The 24,232-nt window shown below is 69.6% G+C and carries 26 protein-coding genes and 1 tRNA gene; 15 read left to right on the top strand and 12 right to left on the bottom strand.

Going from position 1 to position 24,232, the window contains the following annotated elements; genetic code table 11:
• Positions 1 to 15: 15 nt before the first annotated feature.
• From BLR02_RS21715 to BLR02_RS21700, 4 genes are all read left to right on the top strand, one after another.
• Positions 16 to 711, top strand: coding sequence for a GntR family transcriptional regulator (locus BLR02_RS21715; RefSeq protein WP_090565788.1), 696 nt, complete (start codon positions 16 to 18; stop codon positions 709 to 711).
• Positions 712 to 781: 70 nt separating this feature from the next.
• Positions 782 to 1,783: a TRAP transporter substrate-binding protein gene (locus BLR02_RS21710; RefSeq protein WP_218128023.1), complete on the top strand. Its 1,002-nt coding sequence runs from the start codon at positions 782 to 784 to the stop codon at positions 1,781 to 1,783.
• Positions 1,780 to 2,319 carry a TRAP transporter small permease gene (locus tag BLR02_RS21705; protein ID WP_218127470.1) on the top strand — a complete coding sequence of 180 codons (540 nt, stop codon included), beginning with the start codon at positions 1,780 to 1,782 and terminating at the stop codon, positions 2,317 to 2,319. The genes BLR02_RS21710 and BLR02_RS21705 overlap by 4 nt, the downstream gene beginning before the upstream one ends.
• Positions 2,320 to 2,328: 9 nt before the next feature.
• Positions 2,329 to 3,609, top strand: a complete 1,281-nt coding sequence (locus tag BLR02_RS21700; protein ID WP_090565786.1) for a TRAP transporter large permease — start codon at positions 2,329 to 2,331, stop codon at positions 3,607 to 3,609.
• On the opposite strand, the gene BLR02_RS21695 is transcribed toward BLR02_RS21700, so the two are convergent.
• From BLR02_RS21695 to BLR02_RS21680, 4 genes are read right to left on the bottom strand one after another with little or no spacing between them, the layout of a single operon-like run.
• Positions 3,602 to 4,942 carry an MmgE/PrpD family protein gene (locus tag BLR02_RS21695; protein WP_090664624.1) on the bottom strand — a complete coding sequence of 447 codons (1,341 nt, stop codon included), beginning with the start codon at positions 4,940 to 4,942 and terminating at the stop codon, positions 3,602 to 3,604. The genes BLR02_RS21700 and BLR02_RS21695 overlap by 8 nt on opposite strands.
• A 9-nt stretch (positions 4,943 to 4,951) precedes the next feature.
• Positions 4,952 to 5,926, bottom strand: coding sequence for a hydroxyacid dehydrogenase (locus BLR02_RS21690; RefSeq protein WP_090664623.1), 975 nt, complete (start codon positions 5,924 to 5,926; stop codon positions 4,952 to 4,954).
• Positions 5,927 to 5,941: 15 nt separating this feature from the next.
• The gene (locus BLR02_RS21685) at positions 5,942 to 6,544 is read right to left on the bottom strand and encodes a thiamine pyrophosphate-dependent enzyme (protein ID WP_090664659.1); all 603 of its coding nucleotides are present in this window, start codon (positions 6,542 to 6,544) and stop codon (positions 5,942 to 5,944) included.
• A gap of 19 nt (positions 6,545 to 6,563) precedes the next feature.
• Positions 6,564 to 7,088 carry a thiamine pyrophosphate-binding protein gene (locus tag BLR02_RS21680; protein ID WP_090565779.1) on the bottom strand — a complete coding sequence of 175 codons (525 nt, stop codon included), beginning with the start codon at positions 7,086 to 7,088 and terminating at the stop codon, positions 6,564 to 6,566.
• 85 nt (positions 7,089 to 7,173) lie between these two features.
• Here BLR02_RS21680 and BLR02_RS21675 point away from each other — a divergent pair, with 85 nt between their 5' ends.
• From BLR02_RS21675 to arfB, 3 genes are read left to right on the top strand one after another with little or no spacing between them, the layout of a single operon-like run.
• Complete coding sequence (locus tag BLR02_RS21675; protein ID WP_090565777.1) at positions 7,174 to 8,538, top strand: ethanolamine ammonia-lyase subunit EutB; 1,365 nt, start codon at positions 7,174 to 7,176, stop codon at positions 8,536 to 8,538.
• Positions 8,535 to 9,278 carry an ethanolamine ammonia-lyase subunit EutC gene (gene eutC / locus BLR02_RS21670; RefSeq protein WP_090664622.1) on the top strand — a complete coding sequence of 248 codons (744 nt, stop codon included), beginning with the start codon at positions 8,535 to 8,537 and terminating at the stop codon, positions 9,276 to 9,278. The genes BLR02_RS21675 and eutC overlap by 4 nt, the downstream gene beginning before the upstream one ends.
• On the top strand, positions 9,275 to 9,697 hold the full coding sequence (gene arfB / locus BLR02_RS21665) for an alternative ribosome rescue aminoacyl-tRNA hydrolase ArfB (RefSeq protein ID WP_090664621.1): 423 nt from the start codon (positions 9,275 to 9,277) through the stop codon (positions 9,695 to 9,697). The genes eutC and arfB overlap by 4 nt, the downstream gene beginning before the upstream one ends.
• Here the strand turns inward: arfB and BLR02_RS21660 are convergent.
• Both BLR02_RS21660 and BLR02_RS21655 read right to left on the bottom strand, forming a co-directional pair.
• Positions 9,694 to 10,491 (bottom strand): SDR family NAD(P)-dependent oxidoreductase, encoded by a 798-nt coding sequence (locus BLR02_RS21660; RefSeq protein WP_090565771.1) that lies wholly within the window; start codon positions 10,489 to 10,491, stop codon positions 9,694 to 9,696. The two genes, arfB and BLR02_RS21660, sit on opposite strands and share 4 nt — an antisense overlap.
• A 59-nt stretch (positions 10,492 to 10,550) precedes the next feature.
• Entirely contained in the window at positions 10,551 to 11,246 is a 696-nt protein-coding gene (locus BLR02_RS21655) for a substrate-binding domain-containing protein (RefSeq protein ID WP_090565769.1), read from the bottom strand.
• A gap of 119 nt (positions 11,247 to 11,365) precedes the next feature.
• Here BLR02_RS21655 and BLR02_RS21650 point away from each other — a divergent pair, with 119 nt between their 5' ends.
• Entirely contained in the window at positions 11,366 to 12,994 is a 1,629-nt protein-coding gene (locus tag BLR02_RS21650) for a flavin-containing monooxygenase (RefSeq protein ID WP_090565767.1), read from the top strand.
• 3 nt (positions 12,995 to 12,997) lie between these two features.
• On the opposite strand, the gene BLR02_RS21645 is transcribed toward BLR02_RS21650, so the two are convergent.
• The gene (locus tag BLR02_RS21645; RefSeq protein ID WP_090565764.1) at positions 12,998 to 13,453 is read right to left on the bottom strand and encodes a DUF6481 family protein; all 456 of its coding nucleotides are present in this window, start codon (positions 13,451 to 13,453) and stop codon (positions 12,998 to 13,000) included.
• A gap of 321 nt (positions 13,454 to 13,774) precedes the next feature.
• Between BLR02_RS21645 and BLR02_RS21640 the strand changes: the two genes are divergently transcribed.
• From BLR02_RS21640 to BLR02_RS21630, 3 genes are read left to right on the top strand one after another with little or no spacing between them, the layout of a single operon-like run.
• Positions 13,775 to 14,665, top strand: coding sequence for a transglutaminase family protein (locus tag BLR02_RS21640; RefSeq protein ID WP_090565762.1), 891 nt, complete (start codon positions 13,775 to 13,777; stop codon positions 14,663 to 14,665).
• Between the two features lie 26 nt (positions 14,666 to 14,691).
• A complete protein-coding gene (locus BLR02_RS21635; RefSeq protein WP_090565759.1) occupies positions 14,692 to 15,498 on the top strand; it encodes a transglutaminase-like domain-containing protein in 807 nt (268 codons plus the stop codon).
• Entirely contained in the window at positions 15,495 to 16,226 is a 732-nt protein-coding gene (locus BLR02_RS21630; protein ID WP_090664620.1) for an N-formylglutamate amidohydrolase, read from the top strand. Before BLR02_RS21635 ends, BLR02_RS21630 begins: the two co-directional genes overlap by 4 nt.
• Here the strand turns inward: BLR02_RS21630 and BLR02_RS21625 are convergent.
• The 3 genes from BLR02_RS21625 to BLR02_RS21615 all read right to left on the bottom strand — a co-directional run bounded on the left by BLR02_RS21625 (position 16,201) and on the right by BLR02_RS21615 (position 18,534).
• Positions 16,201 to 16,542, bottom strand: coding sequence for a Lin0512 family protein (locus tag BLR02_RS21625; protein ID WP_090565755.1), 342 nt, complete (start codon positions 16,540 to 16,542; stop codon positions 16,201 to 16,203). The two genes, BLR02_RS21630 and BLR02_RS21625, sit on opposite strands and share 26 nt — an antisense overlap.
• A complete protein-coding gene (locus tag BLR02_RS21620) occupies positions 16,539 to 16,892 on the bottom strand; it encodes a Lin0512 family protein (protein WP_090565753.1) in 354 nt (117 codons plus the stop codon). The genes BLR02_RS21625 and BLR02_RS21620 overlap by 4 nt, the downstream gene beginning before the upstream one ends.
• A gap of 70 nt (positions 16,893 to 16,962) precedes the next feature.
• Positions 16,963 to 18,534, bottom strand: a complete 1,572-nt coding sequence (locus BLR02_RS21615; protein WP_245704893.1) for an ABC transporter substrate-binding protein — start codon at positions 18,532 to 18,534, stop codon at positions 16,963 to 16,965.
• Between the two features lie 187 nt (positions 18,535 to 18,721).
• On the opposite strand from BLR02_RS21615, the gene BLR02_RS21610 reads away from it, so the two are divergent.
• Positions 18,722 to 20,056: an LLM class flavin-dependent oxidoreductase gene (locus tag BLR02_RS21610; protein ID WP_090664619.1), complete on the top strand. Its 1,335-nt coding sequence runs from the start codon at positions 18,722 to 18,724 to the stop codon at positions 20,054 to 20,056.
• A 236-nt stretch (positions 20,057 to 20,292) separates the two neighbouring features.
• Here BLR02_RS21610 and ilvD read toward each other — a convergent pair whose 3' ends face one another.
• Entirely contained in the window at positions 20,293 to 22,149 is a 1,857-nt protein-coding gene (ilvD, locus tag BLR02_RS21605) for a dihydroxy-acid dehydratase (RefSeq protein ID WP_090664618.1), read from the bottom strand.
• A 166-nt stretch (positions 22,150 to 22,315) separates the two neighbouring features.
• Here ilvD and crcB point away from each other — a divergent pair, with 166 nt between their 5' ends.
• Positions 22,316 to 22,696: a fluoride efflux transporter CrcB gene (gene crcB, locus BLR02_RS21600; RefSeq protein ID WP_090565747.1), complete on the top strand. Its 381-nt coding sequence runs from the start codon at positions 22,316 to 22,318 to the stop codon at positions 22,694 to 22,696.
• Positions 22,697 to 22,759: 63 nt separating this feature from the next.
• On the top strand, positions 22,760 to 23,554 hold the full coding sequence (locus BLR02_RS30580; protein WP_090565745.1) for an acyltransferase: 795 nt from the start codon (positions 22,760 to 22,762) through the stop codon (positions 23,552 to 23,554).
• Positions 23,555 to 23,591: 37 nt separating this feature from the next.
• On the opposite strand, the gene BLR02_RS21590 is transcribed toward BLR02_RS30580, so the two are convergent.
• Positions 23,592 to 23,667 (bottom strand) — tRNA-Gly (locus BLR02_RS21590).
• A gap of 226 nt (positions 23,668 to 23,893) precedes the next feature.
• Between BLR02_RS21590 and BLR02_RS21585 the strand changes: the two genes are divergently transcribed.
• On the top strand, positions 23,894 to 24,232 hold a 339-nt coding region (locus BLR02_RS21585; RefSeq protein WP_176849728.1), incomplete at its 3' end, for a GTP-binding protein.

Below are 24,232 nucleotides of genomic sequence, written 5' to 3'. Positions count from 1 at the left end.
CTATAGCAGTTGTCCATGTCCGCAGGCGCCATCCCGGTCGAACCCCTCGCCGAAGAGGAGACGCTCTCGCTCGGTGAGCGGGCCTATCGGCGGCTGCGCGAGAGCATCGTGCAGGGAACGTTGCGGCCTGGCAGCCGAATCTCGGAACGCCGCATGGCCTCGGCCCTCGGCATCTCGGCCCAGCCGGTGCGGGAGGCGCTGCGGCGCCTCGAGCAGGATGGCATGGTCGTCACCCTGCCGCGGCGCGGCACCGTCGTCGCCGAGATCGGGCCGGAGCGCCTCGCCGAGCTGGGCCGCATCCGCGCGGCGCTCGAAGGGGTGGCTGCGGCATTGGCCGCCGAGCGCATGGCCGGCGAGGACCTGGCCGAACTGGCAGGCATCGTCCGCGGCATGCGCACCGCGACGGCCGCGGCCGATACCGAGGCGCTGGCCGAGCTGAACGAGCGCTTCCATGCCATCCTCCAGGGCGCCACGGGCAATCTGTTCCTGGTGAAGTCGCTCGAGGCGCTGCGCGCCTATGACGATCTCGGCCGGCTGCGGGCGCTTGGCAGCACGCCGAAGGACATGCCGAAGGCGCTGCGCGAGCACGCCTCCATCCTGGCCGCGCTCCGCGCCCGGGACCCGGCCCTGGCCGAGGCCCGGATGCGCCAGCACGTGCTGCGCTCGCTCACGACCAACGGCGTGCTGGCGCCGCCACGCCGCGACCGTTGACTTCCCGCCGGACGCGGGCGCAAGCTGCTATCTGCTATTGCAGTTGAATGGGCGGCGGAAGATCGCCCCGTTGGAGGACGAATCCGTGGAGAGCATCACCATCCGCCGTCGGCTCATGCTCGGTGCCGCCCTTGCCGCCCCCTGGATCGGCGGCCGCGCCAGCGCCCAGGGGGTGACCCTCCGCGCCGCCGACATCCATCCCGATGGCTACCCGACCATCGAGGGCGTGAAGTACATGGGCAAGCTGATCGAGGAGCGGACCGGCGGCCGCATCCGGACCCAGATGTTCCATTCCCGCCAGCTCGGCGACGAGAAGGACACGCTGGAGCAGACCCGCTTCGGCGTCATCGACATCACCCGCGTCAACACCGCGCCGCTGAACAACCTGGTGCCCGAGACGCTGGTCGCCGGCCTGCCCTTCCTGTTCCGCGACACCGCCCATATGCAGAAGGTGATGGACGGGCCGATCGGCGAGGATATCGGCAAGGGCACGCTGCCGCATGGCCTCGTCACGCTGTGCTACTACGATGCCGGCGCGCGCAGTTTCTATACCCGCGGCCGGCCGGCGCGGACGCCCGACGAGATGAAGGGCCTCAAGATCCGCGTCCAGCAATCCGACATGTGGGTGGCAATGATGCGGGCCTTCGGCGCCAACGCGACGCCGCTGCCCTATGGCGAGGTCTATTCCGCCCTGCAGACCGGCGTGGTGGACGGCGCCGAGAACAATTTCCCTTCTTATCTCACCGCGCGCCACTTCGAGGTGGCGAAGCAATATGCGCGGACCGAGCACAGCCTGACGCCCGAGATCGTCGCGATGAGCAAGCGCAGCTTCGATCGCATCGCCAAACCCGACCAGGAGATCATCCGCCAGGCCGCGAAGGAGAGCGTGCCGCATATGCGCACCCTCTGGGTCAAGATGGAGGAGGATGCCCGCAAGCAGGTCGAGGCCGGCGGCGCCACGGTGGTCGAGGCCGACAAGCCGGCCTTCGCCAAGCTCATCCAGCCCGTCTATGACCAGTTCGTGCGCGATGCCAAGTTGAAGGCCCTCGTCGACCGCATCCGCGCGGCGTGAACGGCGTGCAGGCCCTGCATCACGGCCTTTCCGCGGCGCTCGGCATCGCGGCGCGGGCGGCGATCTTCATCGCCGGCCTCGCCATGGTCGCCATGACCATCGTCGTCGCCTGGGGCGTCTTTGGCCGCTTCGTCCTGAACGATACGCCGGCCTGGGCAGAGGCTTCGGCCCTGCTGCTGATGGCCTGGGTGATCCTCGGCGCCGCCGCGGCCGGCGTGCGCGAGGGCTTCCATATGGGGTTCGAGACGCTGCGTGACTCGCTGCCCGCCGGCCTCGCCCTGGCTTGCAACATCCTCTCCGATGCGGTCATCACCGTCTTCGGCGCGGCGATGGCCTGGTATGGCAGCGACCTCGCCCTCACCGTCTGGGATGCGACGCTGCCGACGCTCGGCCTGCCGGGCACGGTGGAATATCTGCCGATCACCTTCGGCGGCGCGCTGATGGCGCTGTTCGGGCTCGAGCGCCTGGTGGCGCGGCTGGCCACCGGCCAGGCACCGGTTGGCCTGCCGGCCGATACCATCCTGACCGATAGCTAGGGGCGCGCCGTGGAACTCACCCTGCTGCTCGGCAGCTTCACGCTGCTGCTGCTGATCGGCGTGCCGGTCGCCTTCTGCCTTGGCGCCGCGGCCTTCGCTACCGTGCTGTACATGGACCTGCCGCCGATCGTGGTGTTCCAGCAGCTTTCCTCCGGCATGAACGTCTTCTCCATGCTGGCGATCCCCTTCTTCATCTTCGCCGGCGACCTGATGATGCGGGGCCAGATCGCCGACCGGCTGGTGGCCCTGGCTGCCGCCATGGTCGGCCATCTCCGCGGTGGGCTGGGGCAGGTGAACATCGTGGCCGCCACGCTGTTCGGCGGCGTCTCCGGCTCCGCCGTCGCCGATGCCAGCGCGGTCGGCGGCGTGATGATCCCGCAGATGAAGGCGCGCGGCTACGCACCCGATTACGCCGTCAACATCACCGCCAATGCCGCGCTGATCGACCTGCTGATCCCGCCCAGCCACAACATGATCCTCTATGTCATCGCGGCCGGCGGGGCGATCAGCGTGGCGGATCTCTTCACCGCCGGAATCGTCCCCGGCTTCGTCATGATGCTCTCGCTGATGGTCGTCGCCTGGCTGGTGGCGGTGAAGCGCGGCTACCCGCGCGAGGCCTTCCCCGGCTGGGCGATCCTGGCGCGGCTGATCTTCAATGCCATCCCCGGCCTGATGCTCATCGTCATCATCTTCGCCGGCGTCCGCAGCGGCGTCTTCACCGCGACCGAGAGCGCCTGCGTCGCGGTGATCTACGCCCTGCTGGTCGTGCTGCTGGTCTACCGCAGCCTGAGCTGGCAGGGCTTCGTCCATGCCGTGGGCGGCGCGGTGCGGACGACGGGCATGGTGATGCTCATCATCGGCACCGCCTCGGCCTTCGGCTGGCTGATGGCGCTGCTGCAGGTGCCGGCGCAGACCGTGGCGCTGATGAAGGGCATCACCGACGACCCGCTGATGACCTTGCTCATCATCAACATCGTCCTGCTGCTGCTCGGCACCTTCATGGACATGGCGCCGCTCATCATGATCGGTACGCCGATCTTCCTGCCGGTGGTGAAGGCGATCGGCATGGACCCGGTGCAGTTCGGCATCGTGCTGATCGTCAATCTCGGCATCGGCACCATCACCCCGCCGGTCGGCCCCGTGCTCTTCGTCGCCTGCGCTGTCGGCAAGGTCTCGATGTGGGACGCGACGAAGACCTCGGCACCATTCTACTCGGCGATGGTCGTGGTGCTGCTGCTGGTGACCTATGTGCCGGCGCTGAGCCTCTGGCTGCCGGCACTGTTCAGATAGGCAACACGCCTGGCACGGCATCGCCGTGCCAGAGCGCCTCGAGCAGGGCCGAGGCCGGCGCGGCGCCGAGGACGGGGCCGACCAGCTCCTCGAATTTGGCGGAGAGGTCGGCATCGGAGAGCGGCGCGTCCGGGTCGCCCTTCCGGGTCGGCTGGAAGCGCTCCAGCACCCGCCCGCCGCGCAGCGTCAGCCGCACCTTCGCTGCACGGCGCGCGGGATAGGCATCGGCCAGCTCGGGGTCCAGCTCGACCGTCACCCGCGGCATGACGGCGCGGATGGCGGGGTTGGCCAGGTTCTCCGACGCGAAGGCGGCGAGGCGGACACCGCCCAGCACCAGCAGCGCCCCCATGCAGTACTGGGTCGAGAAGCGGCATTCCTGCTCGGTCCGCGCCTCCGGCCGGTCGCAGACGGTCTTGGTCGGGCCATAGCCGCCGACATGGATGGCGGCGACGTCGTCGGCGCCGAAGCCGTGCTCGCGCCGCAGGTCATCCACCGCGTCCAGGGCGGCGAAGATATGGCCGCAGCAGCCATGGTTCTTGAAGGTCATCTCGGTGATGCAGATGCGGCGGTCGAGATCGGCCAGCGCTGTCTCCCACTTGCCCGTATCCTCGCTGGTCGCGGCGGCGAAGCCGCGCGGCCCATGCAGCACGTCGAGCGCGCCGGTGACCCCCGCCGCCGCGCCGATGGCGGCGAGCGCCCCGGCCTCCGCCGCATGGCCGGGATGCAGCGGCTTCGACATGCCGTCCGAGAGGAAGGCCTGCTGCAAGCCGCCGGCGAAGGTGGCGGCCGTGGCGATGGCATGCGCCATCCGCCCGGCATCGCAGCCGAGCACCAGCGCCGTTGCCGCGGCGGCGCCGAAGGTGCCGACAGTGCCGGTGGTGTGCCAGTTCCTGTAGTGGCTCGGCTGCACCGCCATACCGATACGGCAGGAGACCTCGTAGCCCGCGGCCATGGCACGCAGCAGCCTGTCCATCCCGCCGCCCTGCTGCTGCACGGCAGCCAGGGCCGGAGGGATGGTCGGGCAGCCGGGGTGGTAGCCGGCATCGCGGAAGATGTCGTCGAACTCGACCGTATGGCTGGCAGTCGCGTTCAGCAGCGCGGCATGGCGCAGCGGCCCCCGCTTGCCATCGACATAGCAGATGGAATGACCCGGCCCCCGTTCCGGCGCCAGCGCCGCGGCGAGCAGCGTGGCAGGCGGCCGGGAGCAGCCGGGCAGGAGGGCCGCGAACCAGTCGATCAGTGCCCGACGCGCATGGTGCGCGACTTCGGGCGCCAGCGGCCGGTCACGCCAGGAGGCGGCGTGATCGGCCAGAACCAGCAGCGGATTCTCCATGCCCAGCCGCTACGCGTTGCCGCGCAGCACCTCCTGGTTGATGACCACGTCGGGGTCCAGCTTGCCGTCGAGAAGCTGGAGGATGCTCTCCGCGCAGGACAAGGCCATGCGCCGCAGGCTCTGCTCCGTCGCCGCAGCGGTATGTGGGGTGACGATGACGTTCGGCAGCTTGAGCAGCGGGTTGTCGGCCCGTGCCGGCTCGTCCCAGAAGACGTCGAGGCCCGCCGCGGAGAGATGCCCGCTGGTCAGCGCTCCCGCCAGGGCCGCCTCGTCCACCAGCGTGCCGCGCGCGGTATTCACGAGGACGGCGCCGCGCTTCATGCTGGCGAGGAATTCGCCATTGACGATGCCGCGGGTCTTCTCGCTGCTGGGCAGGTGGATGGTGACGACATCCGCCTCGGCCAGCCCCGCCGCCAGGTCCTTCACCGGCCGGAAGCCGGCGCCCTTGATGGTGTTCTGCGGGATGAAGGGGTCCCGCACGAGCACGTTCATCCCGAAGGCCGCGGCCAGCCGTGCCACTCGCCCGCCGATGCGGCCGAAGCCCATCACCAGGATGGTGCGGCCGGCGAGATCGAAGGTCGAGGGTACCGGCGGGTTGCTCCAGCGCAGGTCGCGCGTCGCCGCGTCATAGAAGCGGGTCTGCCGGGCGATATTCAGCAGCAGCATCATCGCATGCTCGGCGACGCTGACCGCATTGGCATCCGGCGTCACGGTCAGCGGGATGCCGCGTTCGGTCAGCGCCGGCACGTCCACCGCGTCGTAGCCGACGCCGTGGCGGGCGACGATGCGCAGATTGGGCGCATGGGCGAGGAAGGCGCGGTTGATCGGCGTGGCGCGGACAATCACCGCCTCGGCCCGCGGCATGGCGGCGGCGATGGTCTCGTCATTCACCGGGTCGAGCACCTCGACCGTCACACCCTCCCGGGCACGGAGCAGGGCGAGGGCGTCCGGATGAACCGGACGCAGGCAGACGATATGGGGCATGGGGCTTGTTCCGCTCTATTGCAGGTGGGCGGCCTGGCCCAGGATGGCCTCGCGCATCCGCGCCTGGAGGATCGACGCTTCGCGCGGCGGCAGCACCAGCGGCACGGGCGCCTCGTCGATCTTCACCGTGGCGAAGAGCGGCCCGGCCCCGGCATGCAGCGCCTCGCGCAGCGCCGTCACCTCCTCGGCGGTCCTCACCAGGCGGCAGTCGCCGATGCCGGCGCCACGCGCCATGGCGACGAGGTCGACGCCATGGCGCGTCGCCGTCTCCTGCATCCCTGTCTCGCCGTAATGCTCGTTGTCGAGCACCACGATGGAGAGGTTGCGCGGCTCCTGCACGGCGATGGTGGCGAGGCTGCCGATGCCCATCAGCATCTCGCCATCCCCGGTGATGACGGCAACGGGGCGCAAGGGCTGGGCCAGCGCCAGGCCGAGCCCCATCATCGCCGCCCCGCCCATGCCGCCCCAGAGCGGCAGGTTCTCCGGCACATCGCCGGCGGCGGTGATGTCCCAGGCCGGGGCGCCAAGGCCGCCGATGGCCAGGAGCCCGCCGCGATCGGCGAGGAGGGCTGCGACCACGTCGCGGCGGAGGAGCTTGCCCGTGGGTCCGGTGCGCATGGTGGTCATTTCCCGCCCCTCACTTGCCGAATGTCTTGGCGCCGATGACGCGCTGGCCGATCAGGGTCGCGGTCGGGCGATAGGTGTTGAAGGCCATCCTGAGCGTGGCATTGACGGTCGGCGCCACATCCTCCGGCGCATCCGCACGCTTCACCAGCGTGCCCATGGCTTCAAGCACGGTCTGGGTGGCGTTCCCCATCGGCACCTGGAAGGGGTTGAACTCGCCATAGTCGCCCCGCATCGTGACGATCATCGGCAGCGGCGTGCGGTGGGCGATCGGCACCGAGAGCATGTTGATGCAGTTGCCGACGCCCGAGCTCTGCATCAGCAGCACGCCCTTCTCGCCGCCCAGCCAGGCGCCGAAGAGCATGCCGATGCCCTCCTCCTCGGTGGTGAGCGTCACGACCTTGATGTCGTTGTCGGCGAGGCAGCGCTTGATGAGGCGGGAATGCCCGGCATCCGGCACCAGTGCCACCTGGCGGATGCCATGCTCCTTCAACAGGTCATAGATCTGGTCCGGCCAGTCTTCGGCAGCATCCGACATGCGTTTCCCCTCGGTCCCTGGCCAGCATCCTCCCGCCGCCGGGCCAGGCTGGCAAGAGCGGCCCGGTGCTTGCTAAACCGCTTCCATGGGCTTCGCACAGGCCGTCGGCGGCACCCGCTACCTCTTCCCGGATCTCAGGACCCTGCTGGCGCGGGCGACACCGCTGCGTTCGGGCGATGTGCTGGCCGGCATGGCCGCCGAGACCGCGCAGGAGCGGGTGGCGGCCCAGCGGGCGCTGGCCGACCTGCCGCTGCGGCATTTCCTCAACGAGGCCGTCATCCCCTATGAGGCGGATGAGGTGACCCGACTGATCCTCGACCGGCACGATGCTGGGGCATTCGCGCCCGTCGCCCACCTGACCGTGGGCGGCTTCCGCGACTGGCTGCTCGCCGCCGGGCCGGAGGCGCTGGCCAGGCTCCGTCGCGGGCTGACGCCGGAAATGGCAGCCAGCGTCTCCAAGATCATGCGGCTGCAGGATCTCGTGGCGGTCGCCGCCCGGTGCCACGTCACCAGCCGCTTCCGCAACACGCTCGGCCTGCCGGGCCGGCTCTCCCTCCGGCTTCAGCCGAATGACCCGGTGGATGATCCGCGCGGCGTGGCGGCAGCGATCCTCGACGGCCTCCTGCTCGGCTCCGGGGATGCGGTGATCGGGGTGAATCCAGCCACCGACAACCTCGAGACCACCCTTCGCCTGCTCGAACTGCTGGATGCGGTGCGGGACCGCTATGGCATCCCGACCCAGTCTTGCGTCCTCGCCCATGTCACCACCAGCCTTCTCGCCATGGAGCGCGGGGCGCCGGTCGATCTCGTCTTCCAGTCGATCGGGGGGACGGAGGGGGTGAACCGCAGCTTCGGCGTCTCCCTCGCCCTGCTGGAGGAGGCGCATCAGGCGGCACTCGCCCTCGGACGGGGCACGGTGGGGACGGATTGCATGTATTTCGAGACCGGCCAGGGCAGCGCCCTTTCGGCCGAGGCCCATCATGGTTGCGACCAGCAGACGGTCGAGGCGCGAGCCTATGCGGTGGCGCGCGAATTCTCGCCCCTGCTGGTGAACTCCGTCGTCGGCTTCATCGGGCCGGAATACCTGTTCGACGGCAAGCAGATCACCCGCGCCGGGCTGGAGGACCATTTCTGCGGCAAGCTGCTCGGCCTGCCGATGGGGGTGGATGTCTGCTACACCAACCACGCGGAGGCCGATCAGGACGACATGGATGCCCTGCTCACCCTGCTCGGCGTCGCTGGCGTCACCTATGTGATGGGCGTGCCGGGTGCGGATGACGTGATGCTGGCCTACCAATCCACCTCCTTCCATGACGGCCTCTATCTGCGCGCCGCGCTCGGCCGGCGGCCCGCCCCGGAATTCGAGGCCTGGATGGAACGGATGGGCATCGAAGCCGCGAGCGGCGCCGGGCAGCTGCCGCTGGCACCGGCGCTGATCGGCCTCGGATGAGCGCGCCGGTTCCCTGGGTGGAGCTGCGCCGCTTCACCGCCGCCCGCGTGGCGCTCGGCCGGGCCGGGCATGGGCTGCCGACCGCGGCGCATCTCGATTTCCAGGAGGCGCATGCCCGGGCACGGGATGCCGTGCATTCGTCCCTCGACCTCGCCGCGATCGAGGCCGAGCTCGCCCCGCTGGACCTCCCCATGCAGAGCGTGGCAAGCCAGGCCGCGGACCGCCGCAGCTATCTGCTGCGCCCCGATCTCGGCCGCCGCCTGCGCGAGACGGATCGTGCCGGGCTGCCGCCAGCGCCGGGCGCCTTCCTCTTCGTCGTCGCTGACGGGCTCTGCGCCACGGGCGTGCGGACCCAGGCCCCGGCGCTCATCGCCGCGGCCCTGCCGCTGCTGCGCCGCGCCGGCCTCGCCATCGCCCCCATCATTCTCGCAAGCCAGGCCCGGGTCGCGCTCGGCGACGAGATCGGGGAGGCGATGGGCGCCGGCATGGTCGCGGTGCTGATCGGCGAGCGGCCAGGCCTCTCCGCCACCGACAGCCTCGGCCTCTACCTCACCCTGGGCCCGCGGCGCGGGCGGACGGATGCCGAGCGCAACTGCATCTCGAATATTCGCCCCGGCGGCCTCTCGCCCGCGGCGGCGGCGGAGAAGCTGGCCTGGCTCGCCGGCGCCGCGCTGCGGCTGGGCGCCACCGGCGTCGCCCTGAAGGACGAGCAGCCCACGACGCCCCGGCTCACCCCATGATCCCGGTGACCAATCGAATCGCCATCGCCGAGGATGAGCTGACCGAGGACTTCATCCGCGCCTCCGGCCCCGGCGGGCAGAATGTCAACAAGGTGGAGACGGCGGTCCAGCTCCGCTTCAACGCCCGGCTCTCGCCCAACCTGCCGGATACGGTGCGGGCGCGGCTGGAGCGGCTGGCCGGGCACCGGCTGACCCAGGACGGCGTCATCATCATCACCGCCCAGCGCTTCCGCACGCGGGAGCGGAACCGGGAGGATGCGCTGGAGCGGCTGTTGGCGCTGATCCGCGAGGCGGCGACGCCACCCCCGCCGCCGCGCCGGCCGACGCGGCCCACCCTCGCTTCCAAGAAGCGCCGCCTGGAGGGGAAGTCGAAGCGGGCCGATGTCAAGCGGGGGCGAGGGAAGCCGGTCGCCGATTAGGCGTCGAGCGCCGAGGCGCTCTCGATCCAGTTGCCCAGTGCCAGGCCGCCATCCACCGGCAGCACCGCACCCGTGACATAAGGCATGCAACGGTCCGAGAGCAGCGGGATGGCTGCGCGCGCGATATCCTCCGGGCTGCCGACCCGGCCCATCGGCACCTGCTTGGCCAGGGCCTCGAAATCCCCCTGGAAGCCGCCGCCGGGGATCGCCCCCGGCGCCACCCCGTTGACCCGGATGCCGGCCGGGCCGAAATACCGTGCCAGCTCCCGCACCAGCATCACCTGCCCGGCCTTGGCGGCGCTGTAATGCGGCAGGTTCCGCGGCGTCCCGGCATGCAGGGAGGTGATGAAGAGCATCCGCCCGCGCAGCCCCGCCGCAACCATCCGCTGGCCGAGCGCGCGGGCGAGGAAGAAGCCGGATCGCAGATTGGTGTCGACCATCGCATCCCATTCCGCGGGGGTCACGGCACCAACCGTCTGTCCCTCCCGTCGCGGCGGCGAGGCACTATGGACCAGCATTGCCACCGGCCCATGCGCCATGGCCGCTTCCGCCAGCGCCGCATGCCCATCCTCGCCCGCCAGATCGGCCTGCAGGAATTCCGCCCGGGCCCCCGCCGTCCGCAGCGCTGCCGCTGTTGCCTCGCCACGCGCGGGGTCGAGGTCGCTCGCCAGCACCGTCGCGCCGCAGCGCCCGAGCCATGCGGCGACGCCGCGGCCGATGCCGGATCCCGCGCCGGTCACCAGCGCGGCCTCCCCGGCGAAGAGGTCGGCGGGGTAGGGGTTGTCCTCGTTCATCGACGTCTCCTCCGGCGTGGAGGCTAGCCTGATTGCGGCCGATTGGAACGGCTCAGGTCTCAGCTCGGCAGGAGACCATTGGCCTCGAGCAGGCCAGGTGTGAGGGCCCGCCCGATCTCGGCGAGCAGCAGGCCCGCCCCCTCCGCCGCCCCGGCGAAGACCCCCGCCGAGAAGACTGCCCGCGTGTTCAGCGCCTCCGGCAGCGGCCCGACGATATCGACGCCCGGCACCGTCATCAGCTCGCTCACCTGCTGGATGGCGAGCTCCGCCTCGCCACGTGCCGCCAATTCGCCGGTCAGGCCCTGGGGGATGACTGTGGCCTTGGCATTGATGGCCTCGGCGATGCCCATCCGCTCGATCAGCCCGGCGAAGAAGATGCCGCTGGCCCCGGCGCGGGAATAGGCGATGGAGCGGGCGCCAAGCAGGGCCGCGCGGCAGGCCTCGGGTGTCGCGATATCGGGCCGCGGCGCTCCGGCACGCACCGCGACGCCGATCACCGAGACGCAGAGGTCCCGCCGGCTGCCCAGCCGGAGGGTGCCGCTGGCCATCAGCGCCTCCACCGCCTCGGCGGTGAGGATGGCGAGATCGGCCAGCTCGCCAGCCTCCAGGCGGCGCAGCAGGGCCGCGGTCGGGGCGAATTCTGCATGGATGGGCTGGCCGGTCCTGGCCTGCAGCTCGGGCAGCAGCGCCTGCATCGCGCCCATCACCGCAAGGGTGGAGAAGACCCGCAGCGGCGCACGGGGTTGTTCCTGCATCGGTGGCGTCTCCGGCCGGCGGGCGTTGACTCAAGGGGGCAGAGTGTGGCGGGCTGGCCGCAAGGGGCAACCCTCGGGGATCAAACAGAGCGCCAATACAGGCCCGGAGACCAGGAACCATGTCCGAGAGCAAGATCGATGCGGTGATCGTCGGCGCCGGCTTCGGCGGCATGTACATGCTGCACCGGCTGCGCGGCCTCGGCATCTCGGCGGTGGTGCTGGAACAGGCCGACGACGTCGGCGGCACTTGGTACTGGAACCGCTATCCGGGTGCCCGTTGCGACGTCGAGAGCATGCAGTACTCCTACTCCTTCTCGCCGGAGCTGCAGCAAAGCTGGCATTGGTCGGAACGTTTCGCCTCCCAGCCCGAAATCCTGCGCTATGCCGCGCATGTGGCCGATACGCTGGATCTGCGGCGCGATATCCGCTTCGAGACCCAGGTGACCTCGGCGCGATACGACGAGGCGAGCGGGCTCTGGACGGTCGAAACCGATCGCGGCGACCGCATCACGGCCCTCTACTGCATCATGGCCACGGGCTGCCTCTCCAGCGCCAAGCTGCCCGAGATCGCCGGGCGAGACAGCTTCGGCGGCGCCACCTACCACACCGGCCACTGGCCGCATGACGGGGTGGATTTCAGCGGCAAGCGCGTCGCCGTCATCGGCACCGGGTCATCCGCCATCCAGGCCATCCCGGTCATTGCCCGGCAGGCGGCGCATCTCACCGTCTTCCAGCGCACGCCGAATTTCAGCATCCCCTCGCGCAACGCCCCGATGGATGACGACTACGAATCCTGGTGGAAGTCCGACTACGAGGCGCACCGGGCCAAGGCGCGGATGATGCGCACCGGCATCCTCTACGGGCTGAACGAGAAATCCGCCCTCGAGGTCACGCCGGAGGAGCGCGAGGCGGAATACGAGGCGCGCTGGGCCAAGGGCGGCACCGCCTTCATGGGCGCCTTCTCAGACCTCATCACCAACCGTGCGGCGAACGACACGGCGGCGGAATTCGTCCGCAACAAGATCCGCGGCCTGGTGAAGGACCCGAAGGTGGCGGAGATCCTGGCGCCCAAGGGCTACCCGATCGGCACCAAGCGCATCTGCGTCGACACCGAGTATTTCGAGACCTTCAACCAGCCGAATGTCACGCTTGTGGATGTGCGGGAGGCGCCGATCGAGGCCATCACCCCGCGTGGTGTCCGCACCGCGGCGGGCGAGGTGGAGGTGGATGCCATCGTGTTCGCCACCGGCTTCGACGCGATGACCGGGGCGCTCACCCGCATCGACATCCGTGGCCGCGGCGGGCTGGGCCTCGCCGAGAAATGGGCCGGCGGTCCGCGCACCTATCTCGGGCTGATGACGGCCGGCTTCCCCAACATGTTCATGATCACCGGCCCGGGCAGCCCCTCGGTGCTCAGCAACATGATCGTCTCGATCGAGCAGCATGTGGATTGGTTGAGCGACTGCCTCGCCCATCTGCGCGCCCGGGGCCTGACGACGATCGAGGCGACGCAGTCAGCGGAGGAGGATTGGGTGGCTCATGGGAATGAAGTGGCCGACCGCACACTCTACCCGCAGGCGGCGTCCTGGTACATGGGCGCCAATGTGCCGGGCAAGCCCCGCGTCTTCATGCCCTATATTGGCGGCGTCGGCGTCTATCGGGAGAAATGCGCCGAGATCGCCGCACGCGGCTATGAGGGCTTCCGCCTTTCGGCCACCGGGGCACGCCCGGCCGCCGCGGCGGAGTAGGATCTACTTCTTGCGGGCCTTCCGGGCGGCGTAGCGGGCATCCCGCGCCGCCTTCTGCTCGGCGGCCAGCGCCAGGGCCCGTTGGCGCTTTTCGTCGTCGAGGATGCGGGCGCGGGTCTCGCGGTCGGCATTCTCGAGAGCGAGCTGACGGGTCTCCTCGGCCTTCCGGGCAGCCTCCTCGATCTCGCGCTGGCGGGCCTCGGCAGCGAGGCGCTCCTGCTCCGCCCGGCGGGCGGCCTCCTCGGCGGCGATGCGGGCGGCCTCGGCTTCCTTCGCCGCCTTGCGCTCAGCGATACGGGCCTCACGGGCCTCGGCGATCGCCTTTTGCTGCGCCAGCCGCTCCTGCACAGCCGGGTCGGTCGGCTTCGGCTGGTTGCGGAACCTCTCCATCAGGGCCTGGCGGGCTTTGGAGGCGGCGCTGAGACGGTCGTTGAAATTGTCGGATTTAAAGGCAGGCATGGCGGGCTTCTACTCAAACGGAGGCCAGATGTATAGGCCGTAACCGCGCCGGGACAGGAGCATGCAGGCCCGCCATCGCGGCATCACGAATTTGCGAAACCGGCGCCGTGGCCTGGATATCCGCCATTCCGCCTCGACAGCCTGGGGCATCGGCCCCTATGTCAGATCAATCCCCAAGCAAAGCAGATGCCTTGTACCGACCGGACTCCCGGCGGCCGTGGCCGCCGTATGCGACACCGGAGTACCCCGCCATGTGTGAGCCGCAGCCATCCGGCACCGCCGTCCTGTCCCCACCCGCGACCCGGCGGCCTGGCTGACGGCATGCCGGTCCTCACCGTGCAGCACATCACGACCTACCGCTACCGCCAGCCGGTGGCCTTCGGCGAGCACCGGATGATGCTCCGCCCGCGGGAGGGGCATGACCAGCGCCTGCTGGAATCGAAGCTGACCATCACGCCGGAGCCGGTCGAGCTGCGCTGGCTGCATGACGTCTTCGGCAACAGCGTCGCCGTCGCGCGCTTTGCCGGCCGGGCGCGCGAGCTGCGCTTCCACAGCCTGGTGCGCCTCGAGCATTCGCCAGGCAATGCGCTCGAACTGCCGATGGGAGAGGGGGCGGAAACCTATCCCTTCTCCTATGGCGTCGAGGAGATGCCCGACCTCGCCCGCTCGATCGAGCGGCAATACCCCGACCCGGACGGCGAGCTGGACCGCTGGGCCCGGCAGTTCCTTCGCAAGGACGGCCCGACCGCGACGCGCGAGCTGCTGGCCGATATCACCCATGCTATCCGGGCCCGCTTCACCTATGTCGCCCGGCAGGAGAAAGGGGTGCAGGACCCGTTGCGGACCCTCAGGCTCGGCAGCGGCACATGCCGCGACTTCGCCGTGCTGATGATCGAGGCGGTGCGCACCCTCGGCTTCGCCGCCCGCTTCGTGTCCGGCTACCTCTATGTGCCGAAACAGGGCGGGCGGGTCGGTGGCGGCAATACCCATGCCTGGCTTCGCGTCTACCTCCCCGGGGCCGGTTGGGTGGAGCTGGATCCGACCAACGGCATCATCGGCAACCGCGACCTGATCCGCGTCGCCGTCGCCCGCGACCACCGCCAGGCCGTGCCGCTGCATGGCAGCTGGACCGGCTTCCCCTCCGACAGCCTCGGCATGACCGTCGAGGTGAGTGTCACGGAGGCGGCGCAGGATGGGCCGCCTCGCCTTTGAGCCAGCCGAGAGAAGGACTTCACGCCATGCGCATCCGCGCCGGCTACCAGATCGTCTATGATTGCCCGCAGCCGACGCCGATGCTGCTCATGGTCAGCCCCCACCCGTCCCGGGTGCCGGACCTGGAGACATCCTCCTATATCCATCTCGATCCATTGGTCCCGCTGCGCCAGTACAATGACAGCTTCGGCAATCTCTGCACGCGCATCACCGCGCCTGCCGGGCGGCTGACCATCTCCACCGACTTCGTGGTGCGGGATCCAGGGACCTGCGACCGGATCGTGCCCGATGCGGTCCAGCATCCCGTCGAGGAGTTGCCGGACGAGGCCGTCGTCTTCCTGCTCGGCAGCCGCTACTGCGAGACGGACCGCCTGTCCGAGACCGCCTGGTCGCTGTTTGCCAATACGCCGCCGGGCTGGGCCCGGGTGCAGGCGGTCTGCGACTGGGTGAACAACCACATCACCTTCGGCTATGAGCATGCCAGCTCCCAGCGCACCGCCTGGGGCGCCTACATGGAACGCCGTGGCGTCTGCCGCGACTTCGCGCATCTCGCGGTGACCTTCTGCCGCTGCCTCAACATCCCGACGCGCTACTGCACCGGCTGGCTCGGCGATATCGGCGTGCCGCCTGGCGGCCCGATGGATTTCGCCGCCTGGTTCGAGGTCTATCTCGGCGGCGAATGGCATACCTTCGACGCCCGCAACAACCAGCCGCGCATCGGCCGCATCCTGATGGGACGCGGGCGGGATGCGACGGATGTGGCCATCGCCACCACCTTCGGCCCCTGCACCCTGGCGGATTTCCAGGTGGTGACGGACGAGATCCCGGGGTGACGGAGGCCGCCGTCACCACGCTGAACCCCGAGGGCAGCTCGCCCTTCGTGCTGCTCTGCGAGCATGCCTCGAACCACATCCCCGAGCCCTACAAGGGGCTCGGCCTGGGGACGGCGGACCTGGCGCGGCACATCGCCTGGGACATCGGCGCCGCGGCCCTGGCGCGGCAGCTCTCGGCGCGTCTCGACGCGCCGCTCTTCCTCTCCGGCTATTCGCGACTGCTGATCGACTGCAACCGCCCGCTCGGCTCGCCGACCTCGATCCCGGTGCTGAGCGAGGCGACGGAGATCCCCGGCAACCGCGACCTGCCGGCGGCGGAGGTCGCGGCCCGTCAGGACCGTTACTTTCGCCCCTTCCATGCGGCGGTCGCCGCCTGCCTCGACGCGCGGCGGGGCCGGCCGACCATCGTCATCGGCGTCCACAGCTTCACCCCGGTCTATCTCGGCATCGCCCGGCCCTGGCAGGCCGGCCTGCTCTATGCCGATGCGGTGGCACTCGGGCGGGGGATGATCGAGGCGCTCGCCGGGCCGGGGCTGACGATCGGCGATAACGAGCCCTACCGGATCGAGCCGGAGCACGACTACACCGTGCCCGTCCATGGCGATGCGCGCGGCCTGCCCGCGGCGCTGATCGAGGTCCGCCAGGACCTGCTGGCGGAGGATGCCGGCATCGAGGCCTGGGCGGTGCGGCTGGTGCGGGCGTTCAGGGCAGTTCAAGCCGGACATTGATCGCCGCGCTGGCGATCACCGCGACATCGTCCCGCTCGTCATCCGGCACGTCGAGCCCGCCCTTCACCACCTGCACCGTGACGATGCCATGGGGGAGGGAGGCCCGGACCCGCTCCGCATCCACCCGATCCGGCCGCTGCACGCCGATCGTCACATCGACCAGCATGGTCTTCGGATCGACCCGCAAGGTGCGCAGCATGGTGAGCGAGGAGTGGTGCAGCGCATCCTGCACCGCCCGCAGCGCCGCCTTGGTGTAGTCGCCGCCATGCAGGTCGTTGCCGGCGCCCATCTCGAGGATCACGCGCCGCGCCGTCATGCCGGCTGTTCCGGCAGGTCGAGCCGCACGATCGCGGCGGCATGCGCCATGACGGTGCTGCCCGTGCCCGCCTCGTTCGGGATCTCGAGCCCGCCCTCCACCACCGTCACCGTGCCGGTGCCATGCGGCAGCACGGCCAGGACCGCGGCCTGGTCCACCTCCTCGGGCTTCGGCACGCCGATGCGGACCTCGACCTCCATACTGTCCACATGCAACCCGAGCGCATGGGTGATGGTCAGGGAATTGTGCCAGAGCGCATCGCGCAGCGCCCGCACGGCGGCCTTGGTATAGTCGGTGCCACGGATATCGGTGCCCATGCCGATTTCCAGCACCATGCGTCTCATCGGCATGGCTTTCTCCTTGGATCGATTCGCACCTTCTGGTGCCCGGCCTCGCCTGTGCCCTCCGGCGACCGAGCCATCAGCCCTTCTCCACATTCCAGAACACCGGCACCGGCCCCTTCAGCAGCCCCTTCAGGCTGCTGCGCCAGGCCGCCGGCGGCAGGTACTGGCCGAGCGGGATGAAGGGCACCGTCTCGAAGGCGCGGGCCTGGATCGCCCCGTCCAGCCGGCGCAGCTCCGCCTCGTCGGTGCTGTCCATCCAGCGGTCGCGCATTGCCTCCATCTCCGCATCCTCCGGCCAGCCGAACCAGGCGCCCCGGCCGTTGCCGCGAAGGTTGGAGGCAAAGACCGGGTCGCGGTACTCGGCCGCCGGATAACCCGCCGGGAAGATGGACCAGCCGCCCCGCTCCAGCGGCTCCATGCTGGTGCGGCGCTGCACCACCGTGCCCCAATCCATCGCCTGATCGTCGATATTGAGCCCGACCGCCCGCCAGGCCGCGGCGGCGACGCTCGACATGGCATCGTAGAAGGTCTGGTCGGTCGGGTGCATGAGCAGGATGCGCTCGCCGGCATAGCCCGCCTCGGACAGCATCCGCCTGATCTCGGCCGGGCTGCGCCGCGCCCTGACCGCCTCCATCCCGGCCTCGCTGGCCGAGGGCGTGCCCGGCAGGAAGTAGCCGACCGGGGCGCGGTAGAGCGAACGGTCCTCGCCCATCACCGCTGTCATCACCTCCACCTGGTCGATCGCCGCCATCATGGCGCGGCGTATGGCGGGATTGGCCGTCGCACCATGCAGGTGATTCGGCCGCAGCGCGCCGAAGGTGCCGTACTGGTCGAGCGCGCCGACCGTCACGCCCCGCGCCCGCCTCAGCCGTGGCAGCAGGTCCGGCAGGGGCTGGTCCACCCAGTCCACCTCGCCATTGATGAGGGCATTGGCCGCCGTCGCCGCATCGGGGATGATGCGCCATTCGACGCGGTCCAACTTCACCCGGTAGCCGCCGGCGGCATGGCTCGCCGGCTCCTCGCGCGGCCGGTAGCCGTCGAAGCGGGCGAAGATCGCGCGGCTGCCCGGCACATACTCCTCGGCCACCCAGCGGAAGGGGCCGCTGCCGGTGATCTCGGTGACCTGCTTGTAAGGTTCGGTCCGCGCCACCCGCTCCGGCATGATGACCGGGCTCGGCTGGGTCTTCGCCAAGGCATAGGGCAGGGAGGCGAAGGGCTTGTTCAGCCGCCAGACCAGCGTTCGGTCATCCGGCGCCTCCAGCGCGTCGAGCCGGGCCGCGATGGTCTGGCCGATCGGGTCCCGCACCATCCAGCGCCGCAGCGAGGCGACGCAGTCCCGCGCCAGTACCGGCTCACTGCTGTGGAAGCGGAGGCCCTCCCGCAGCCGCATGGTCCAGCGCCGGGCGCCATCCTCCACCCGGTGGCCCTCGACCATCTGCGGCTGCGGGTTCAGCGCCTCGTCCCGGCCGTAGAGCGTCTCGAACAGCAGATGGGCGGCGTTGCGGGTGACGACGGCGGTGGTCCAGACCGGATCGAGGCTGGCCAGATTGGCCTGAGGCACATGGATCAGCACGCGCGGCTCGGCGGCGAGCGCCGGCAATGCAAGGGCACCGGGCAGGGCGGCCAGCAATTGACGACGGTGCATCATCGGCTCCTCTCCCTTGGACGGCCCTGTCGCGGGCCTTCCGGGGAGTGTCCACCCGTCGGCGCGATGCTGCAATGTCTGCCGCAAGGACACGCAAAGACGGTACGGTTCCGTGCAGGGATGGTCTGGCAGCGCTTGCGCCAGGCGCGCCGCCGCGCATCATGCGCCAACACCGGTGGCAAGGACGCCTATGAGGACCCGCAAGCCCATCAAGCTCGGCCTGTCGATGCGCTATCTGGGCTATCACGCCGCCGCCTGGCGCCATCCGGAGGCCGATCCCGGCGCCGCCTCGAAGCTCAGCCATTTCCTCCGCATCGCCCGCACCGCGGAGGCGGCGAAATTCGACATGCTCTTCCTCGCCGACGGCATCGGTCTCCGCACCCGGGACGAGCCGCCCGGCGCGCTCTGCCGCTCGCACCAGACCGCCGAGCTGGAGCCGCTGACCCTGCTCTCGGCCCTCGCGGCGGTGACCAGCCATATCGGCCTCGTCTCCACCGCCTCCACCACCTACAACGAGCCCTTCCACATCGCCCGCAAATGGGCCTCGCTCGACCATCTGAGCGGCGGCCGCGCCGGCTGGAACATCGTCACCTCCTGGTCCGAGGCGGAGGCCTGGAACTTCAACCGCGACCAGCACATGGAGTATGACGCCCGCTACGAGCGCGCGGCCGAATTCGTCGAGGTGGTGAAGGGGCTGTGGGACAGCTGGGAGGGCGATGCGCTGGTCCATGACAAGGCCAGCGGCATCTTCTTCGACCAGTCGAAGCTCCATGTGCTCGACCACAAGGGCAAGCACTTCAAGGTGCGCGGGCCCCTCACCGTGGCCCGCACGCCGCAGGGCCGGCCGATCATGGTGCAGGCGGGCGCCTCGGAGCAGGGGCTGGAGATCGCCGCCAGCAGCGCCGATGTCGTCTACACCGCCTCGCACAGGTTGGAGGCGGCGCGCGACTACTACGCCGACCTGAAATCCCGCCTGGCGAAGCATGGGCGGGAGCCGGACCATCTGAAGGTCATGCCCGGCGTCACCTATTTCGTCGGCCGCACCCAGGAGGAAGCGCAGGCCAAGCTCGACCTGCTGAACAACCTGGTCGAGCCGGAGCTCGGCCTCTCCTATCTCTATGGCCAGATGGGCGACCTCTCCGGCTACCCGCTCGACGGCCCGGTGCCGGAGCCGAAGGACCCGCGGCTCCGCAGCATGGCACGCATCGGCCTTGAGATGGCGCGGCGGGAGAACCTGACCATCCGCCAGCTCTACACCCGCATCGCCGCCGGCTTCGGCGGAAGGGTCGTGGTTGGCACGCCGGAGAGCATCGTCGATGACATGGAGGCCTGGGTGGATGCGGGCGCGGCGGATGGCTTCAACATCTGCCCGCCCGTCCTGCCCATGGGCCTCGACGATTTCGTCGCGCTGGTCCTGCCGGAGATGCGCCGCCGCGGCCTGTTCCGCACCGAGTACGAGGGGACGACCCTGCGTGCCAATCTCGGCGTGCCGGTGCCCGGGAACCGCTACGCGGCCGCCCGCTGATGCGCGTCGCCATTCTTGGCACCGGCACCATCGGCCTCGGCGCCGCCCTGCTGACCGAGCGGGGCCATGAGCCGGCGCTCTGGACCCGGTCCGCCACGCCGCTGCCGGTCTAGGAGGCAGGCGGGGCGCTTGCCGGCCGCCGGCCTCGCCGAAGGCTGAGGCGGCCGGAGGCGTCGATCATGCGACATGACGAAAGCCGGAGTGTGATCCGCGATCCGGTGACCGCGGACCGTACTCTAGCCCCGCCGCATGCCCTTGAGGTCGCGCACCGCGCCGCGCGCGGCACTCGTCACCATCGCCGCATAGGCCTGCAGCGCGGTCGAGACCTGGCGGGTGCGCGGCCGGGCCGGCTGCCAGGCGGCATCGCCCTTGGCTTCCATGGCGGCACGGCGCTCGGCCAGCACCGTATCCGGCACGGCGAGGTGAATGCGCCGGTTCGGGATGTCGATCTCGATCCGGTCGCCATCCTCGACAAGGCCGACAAGGCCGCCCTCCGCCGCCTCCGGCGAGAGATGGCCGATGGACAGGCCCGAGGAGCCGCCCGAGAAGCGCCCATCCGTCACCAGGGCGCAGACCTTCCCGAGCCCCTTCGATTTCAGGTAGCTCGTCGGATAGAGCATCTCCTGCATCCCCGGCCCTCCGCGCGGCCCCTCATAGCGCACCAGCACCACATCGCCCGGCTGCACCGCGCCGCCGAGGATGCCCTCCACCGCCGCATCCTGGCTCTCGAAGACCCGCGCCGGGCCGGAGAAGGCAAGGATGCTGGCATCGACGCCGGCCGTCTTCACGATGCACCCCTCCTCGGCGAGGTTGCCGTGGAGCACGGCGAGGCCACCATCCTGCGAGAAGGCATGTGCCTTGTCGCGGATCACGCCGCCGGCACGGTCGGTGTCGAGGCTGTCCCAGCGCTGGTCCTGGCTGAAGGCCACCGTGGTCGGGATGCCGCCCGGCGCGGCCTGGAAGAAGTGCCGCACGCCGTCATCCACCGTCCGCTGCACGTCCCAGCGGGCCAGCGCCTCCGCGAGGCTCGGCGCATCGACCCGGCTGACCGAGGTGTCGATCAGCCCGGCCCGGTCAAGTTCGCCCAGGATGCCCATGATGCCGCCAGCCCGGTGGACGTCCTCGACATGGACATTGGCGACCGAGGGCGCGACCTTGCAGAGCACCGGCACCCGGCGCGACAGCCGGTCGATATCCCCCATGGTGAAGCCGACCCCACCCTCATGCGCCGCCGCCAGCAGGTGCAGCACCGTGTTGGTCGAGCCGCCCATGGCGATGTCGAGCGTCATCGCATTCTCGAAGGCGGTCATGGTGGCGATGGCGCGCGGCAGGACGGAGAGATCCTCCGTCTCGTAATGCGCCCGGGTGATCTCGACGATCTTGCGCCCGGCCTCGAGGAAGAGCCGCTTGCGGTCCGCATGCGTCGCCACGACCGTGCCGTTGCCCGGCAAGGCGAGGCCCAGCGCCTCGGTCAGGCAGTTCATCGAATTGGCGGTGAACATGCCGGAGCAGGAGCCGCAGGTCGGGCAGGCCGAGCGCTCGATGACCGCCACCTCCTCATCCGTCACGGTCGGGTCGGCGGCGACGATCATGGCGTCGATCAGGTCGACCGAGCGCTTCTGGCCCCGGTGCACCACCTTGCCCGCCTCCATCGGCCCGCCGGAGACGAAGATGGTCGGGATGTTGAGGCGCATGGTCGCCATCAGCATCCCCGGCGTGATCTTGTCGCAGTTGGAGATGCAGACCATGGCATCGGCGCAATGCGCGTTGACCATGTACTCGACGCTGTCGGCGATCAGGTCCCGCGAGGGCAGGCTGTAGAGCATGCCGTCATGCCCCATGGCGATGCCGTCATCGACCGCGATGGTGTTGAATTCCTTGGCGACGCCGCCCGCCGCCTCGATCTCCCGCGCCACCAGCTGGCCGAGGTCCTTCAGGTGGACATGGCCGGGGACGAACTGGGTGAAGCTGTTGACCACCGCGATGATGGGCTTGCCGAAATCCCCGTCCTTCATGCCGGTGGCGCGCCAGAGGCCCCGGGCGCCGGCCATGTTGCGGCCATGGGTGGTGGTGCGGGAACGGTATTGCGGCATCGGGACGTCCTCTTCGGCGGAGCTTCCATATTACCAAGCCAGGTCGCCGGCCACCCCTTCGCCAGGGCGCATCCCTGGCCTAAGCTCCGGACATGGGGTGGGTCTCCCTTCAACGACCGCAGGCGCCGGCCCCGCCCTCTCCGGCACCGGAGAGGAGAGAGCATCAATGACCTATGCCTGGGTAGCCTTGGGCAGCGCCCTCGGCGGGATGGCCCGCTACTGGCTGGTGCTGGCGACCTTCCCGCTTTTCGGGCCGGTCTTCCCCTGGGCCACCATCCTCATCAATATCCTCGGCTCCTTCGTCATCGGCCTGTTCGGCGCGCTGACGCTGGATGGCGGGCGGCTGGCGGTGCCGGGGGAGATCCGCGCCTTCGTCATGGTCGGGCTCTGCGGCGGCTTCACCACCTTCTCCTCCTTCAGCCTGCAGACCCTGGACCTGATCCAGGAGGGGCGGCTGGCGGCGGCGCTGGCCAATATCGGGGTGTCGGTGGCGCTCTGCCTGGCGGCGGTGGCGCTGGGGTACTGGCTCGGCCGGCCGGGCTACTAGGGGGAGCGGGCGCTGGGCCGGCGCGATGTGACGGTAGGGGGTGTTCGCTGATAGAGTCGCCTCATGATCGACCAACCAGCAATCGATGCCATCGTCACGGCGCATCCCGCCCTGTCGGGCAAGGTCGGACAGCGAGGTTTCACGCTGCCGCGCATCGAGGATCCAGTCGTCATCGAACTCGATGAGACAGCCCGGTCTCGGGCGGCCGGCCATGGCTACAGGATCCACGGCAACCTTGGCGACGGCAACCGCATCATTTGCGGCTACAAACCGCATCCCGCCAACTTATCCATCAATTTTAATGGCTATTCAAGAAATACGATTGTCGCGCAGCCGGGTCTTGAGTTGAAGGGATCGATCAGCTTCGAATCGTGCGATAATATCGTGGTACTGGGAAGGGGGTGGTATTCCTTCTCGATCCGGTTTCTGGATAATGGCGGCGGTATTTTTTTTGGCGAGAACTGCTCGGTTGGCGGTGCCGCCATGACGATCGAGGGCGTCGGCCGCTCCTTGTGTTTTGGCGACGCGGCTCTGCTTGCCTGGGACATCTCCATCTTCACCGGTGACCTTCATGCCATCTTCGACCTGGACAGCAGTGAGATCCTGAACAGTCCCGCGGACGTGGTGCTCGAGCCTCATTGCTGGCTCGGAATCGGCGCCCTTGTCATGAAGGGCAGCCGGATCGGCGCCGGTTCCATCGTGGCCGCCCGTAGCGTCGTGACGGGAGCGATACCGGCCCGTTCCCTTGCGGCGGGAGTGCCGGCGAAAGTGGTGCGGAGCAACGTCACCTACACACGGTCCCGACAGCCGGATGCCGGTGCGATGGCGTGGGCCGCGCGATACTCCGAAGGCTTCTGAGGCGAGCGACCGACCTGTCTGGTCCCCAATGCCGGTTTGGAGCGGACGACGAGGTTCGAACTCGCGACATTCAGATTGGAAATCTGACGCTCTACCAACTGAGCTACGTCCGCCCAGGACGCCGGGCCTGGAAGCCACCCGGCGTTGACCCCGATCACGCTTCCTGATAGGGCCAGCCGCGCCGGCCGGCAAGGGTGCTGGCTGGTACTGCTGCAAATTGTGCCTATATCCCGCGCGGTTCGCGGGGATGCCCAAAGGGCAGGCGGGGCGGCGGGGCCCTTCCGCCGGACTGGCCCTCGGGCAAGCGAGATACATCGTACGGGATAGCGGAGCCGGGCAATGGCGAAGGCGAAGTTTGAGCGGAACAAGCCGCACTGCAACATTGGCACGATCGGGCATGTGGATCATGGCAAGACGTCGCTGACGGCGGCGATCACCAAGGTTCTGGCGGAGACGGGCGGGGCGACGTTCACGGCGTATGACCAGATCGACAAGGCGCCGGAGGAGCGGGCTCGTGGCATCACGATCTCGACGGCGCATGTCGAGTACGAGACGGCGAACCGGCACTACGCGCATGTGGACTGCCCTGGCCACGCCGACTACGTGAAGAACATGATCACCGGCGCGGCGCAGATGGACGGCGCGATCCTGGTGGTGTCGGCCGCCGACGGCCCGATG

It is taken from the genome of Belnapia rosea, assembly GCF_900101615.1.
In the GTDB taxonomy this organism is placed as follows: domain Bacteria; phylum Pseudomonadota; class Alphaproteobacteria; order Acetobacterales; family Acetobacteraceae; genus Belnapia; species Belnapia rosea.
Note: the sequence above shows the minus strand (reverse complement) of the source record. Positions and strands in the feature narration are given on the sequence as shown.

Coding starts and splice junctions, on each gene's coding strand:
- BLR02_RS21715 (WP_090565788.1), top strand. CDS start 16: ATGTCCGCAGGCGCCATCCCGGTCGAACCCCTCGCCGAAGAGGAGACG.
- BLR02_RS21695 (WP_090664624.1), bottom strand. CDS start 4,942: ATGGAGAATCCGCTGCTGGTTCTGGCCGATCACGCCGCCTCCTGGCGT.
- BLR02_RS21690 (WP_090664623.1), bottom strand. CDS start 5,926: ATGCCCCATATCGTCTGCCTGCGTCCGGTTCATCCGGACGCCCTCGCC.
- BLR02_RS21685 (WP_090664659.1), bottom strand. CDS start 6,544: ATGCGCACCGGACCCACGGGCAAGCTCCTCCGCCGCGACGTGGTCGCA.
- BLR02_RS21680 (WP_090565779.1), bottom strand. CDS start 7,088: ATGTCGGATGCTGCCGAAGACTGGCCGGACCAGATCTATGACCTGTTG.
- BLR02_RS21675 (WP_090565777.1), top strand. CDS start 7,174: ATGGGCTTCGCACAGGCCGTCGGCGGCACCCGCTACCTCTTCCCGGAT.
- eutC (WP_090664622.1), top strand. CDS start 8,535: ATGAGCGCGCCGGTTCCCTGGGTGGAGCTGCGCCGCTTCACCGCCGCC.
- arfB (WP_090664621.1), top strand. CDS start 9,275: ATGATCCCGGTGACCAATCGAATCGCCATCGCCGAGGATGAGCTGACC.
- BLR02_RS21660 (WP_090565771.1), bottom strand. CDS start 10,491: ATGAACGAGGACAACCCCTACCCCGCCGACCTCTTCGCCGGGGAGGCC.
- BLR02_RS21655 (WP_090565769.1), bottom strand. CDS start 11,246: ATGCAGGAACAACCCCGTGCGCCGCTGCGGGTCTTCTCCACCCTTGCG.
- BLR02_RS21650 (WP_090565767.1), top strand. CDS start 11,366: ATGTCCGAGAGCAAGATCGATGCGGTGATCGTCGGCGCCGGCTTCGGC.
- BLR02_RS21645 (WP_090565764.1), bottom strand. CDS start 13,453: ATGCCTGCCTTTAAATCCGACAATTTCAACGACCGTCTCAGCGCCGCC.
- BLR02_RS21640 (WP_090565762.1), top strand. CDS start 13,775: ATGCCGGTCCTCACCGTGCAGCACATCACGACCTACCGCTACCGCCAG.
- BLR02_RS21635 (WP_090565759.1), top strand. CDS start 14,692: ATGCGCATCCGCGCCGGCTACCAGATCGTCTATGATTGCCCGCAGCCG.
- BLR02_RS21625 (WP_090565755.1), bottom strand. CDS start 16,542: ATGACGGCGCGGCGCGTGATCCTCGAGATGGGCGCCGGCAACGACCTG.
- BLR02_RS21620 (WP_090565753.1), bottom strand. CDS start 16,892: ATGCCGATGAGACGCATGGTGCTGGAAATCGGCATGGGCACCGATATC.
- BLR02_RS21615 (WP_245704893.1), bottom strand. CDS start 18,534: ATGATGCACCGTCGTCAATTGCTGGCCGCCCTGCCCGGTGCCCTTGCA.
- BLR02_RS21610 (WP_090664619.1), top strand. CDS start 18,722: ATGAGGACCCGCAAGCCCATCAAGCTCGGCCTGTCGATGCGCTATCTG.
- ilvD (WP_090664618.1), bottom strand. CDS start 22,149: ATGCCGCAATACCGTTCCCGCACCACCACCCATGGCCGCAACATGGCC.
- crcB (WP_090565747.1), top strand. CDS start 22,316: ATGACCTATGCCTGGGTAGCCTTGGGCAGCGCCCTCGGCGGGATGGCC.
- BLR02_RS30580 (WP_090565745.1), top strand. CDS start 22,760: ATGATCGACCAACCAGCAATCGATGCCATCGTCACGGCGCATCCCGCC.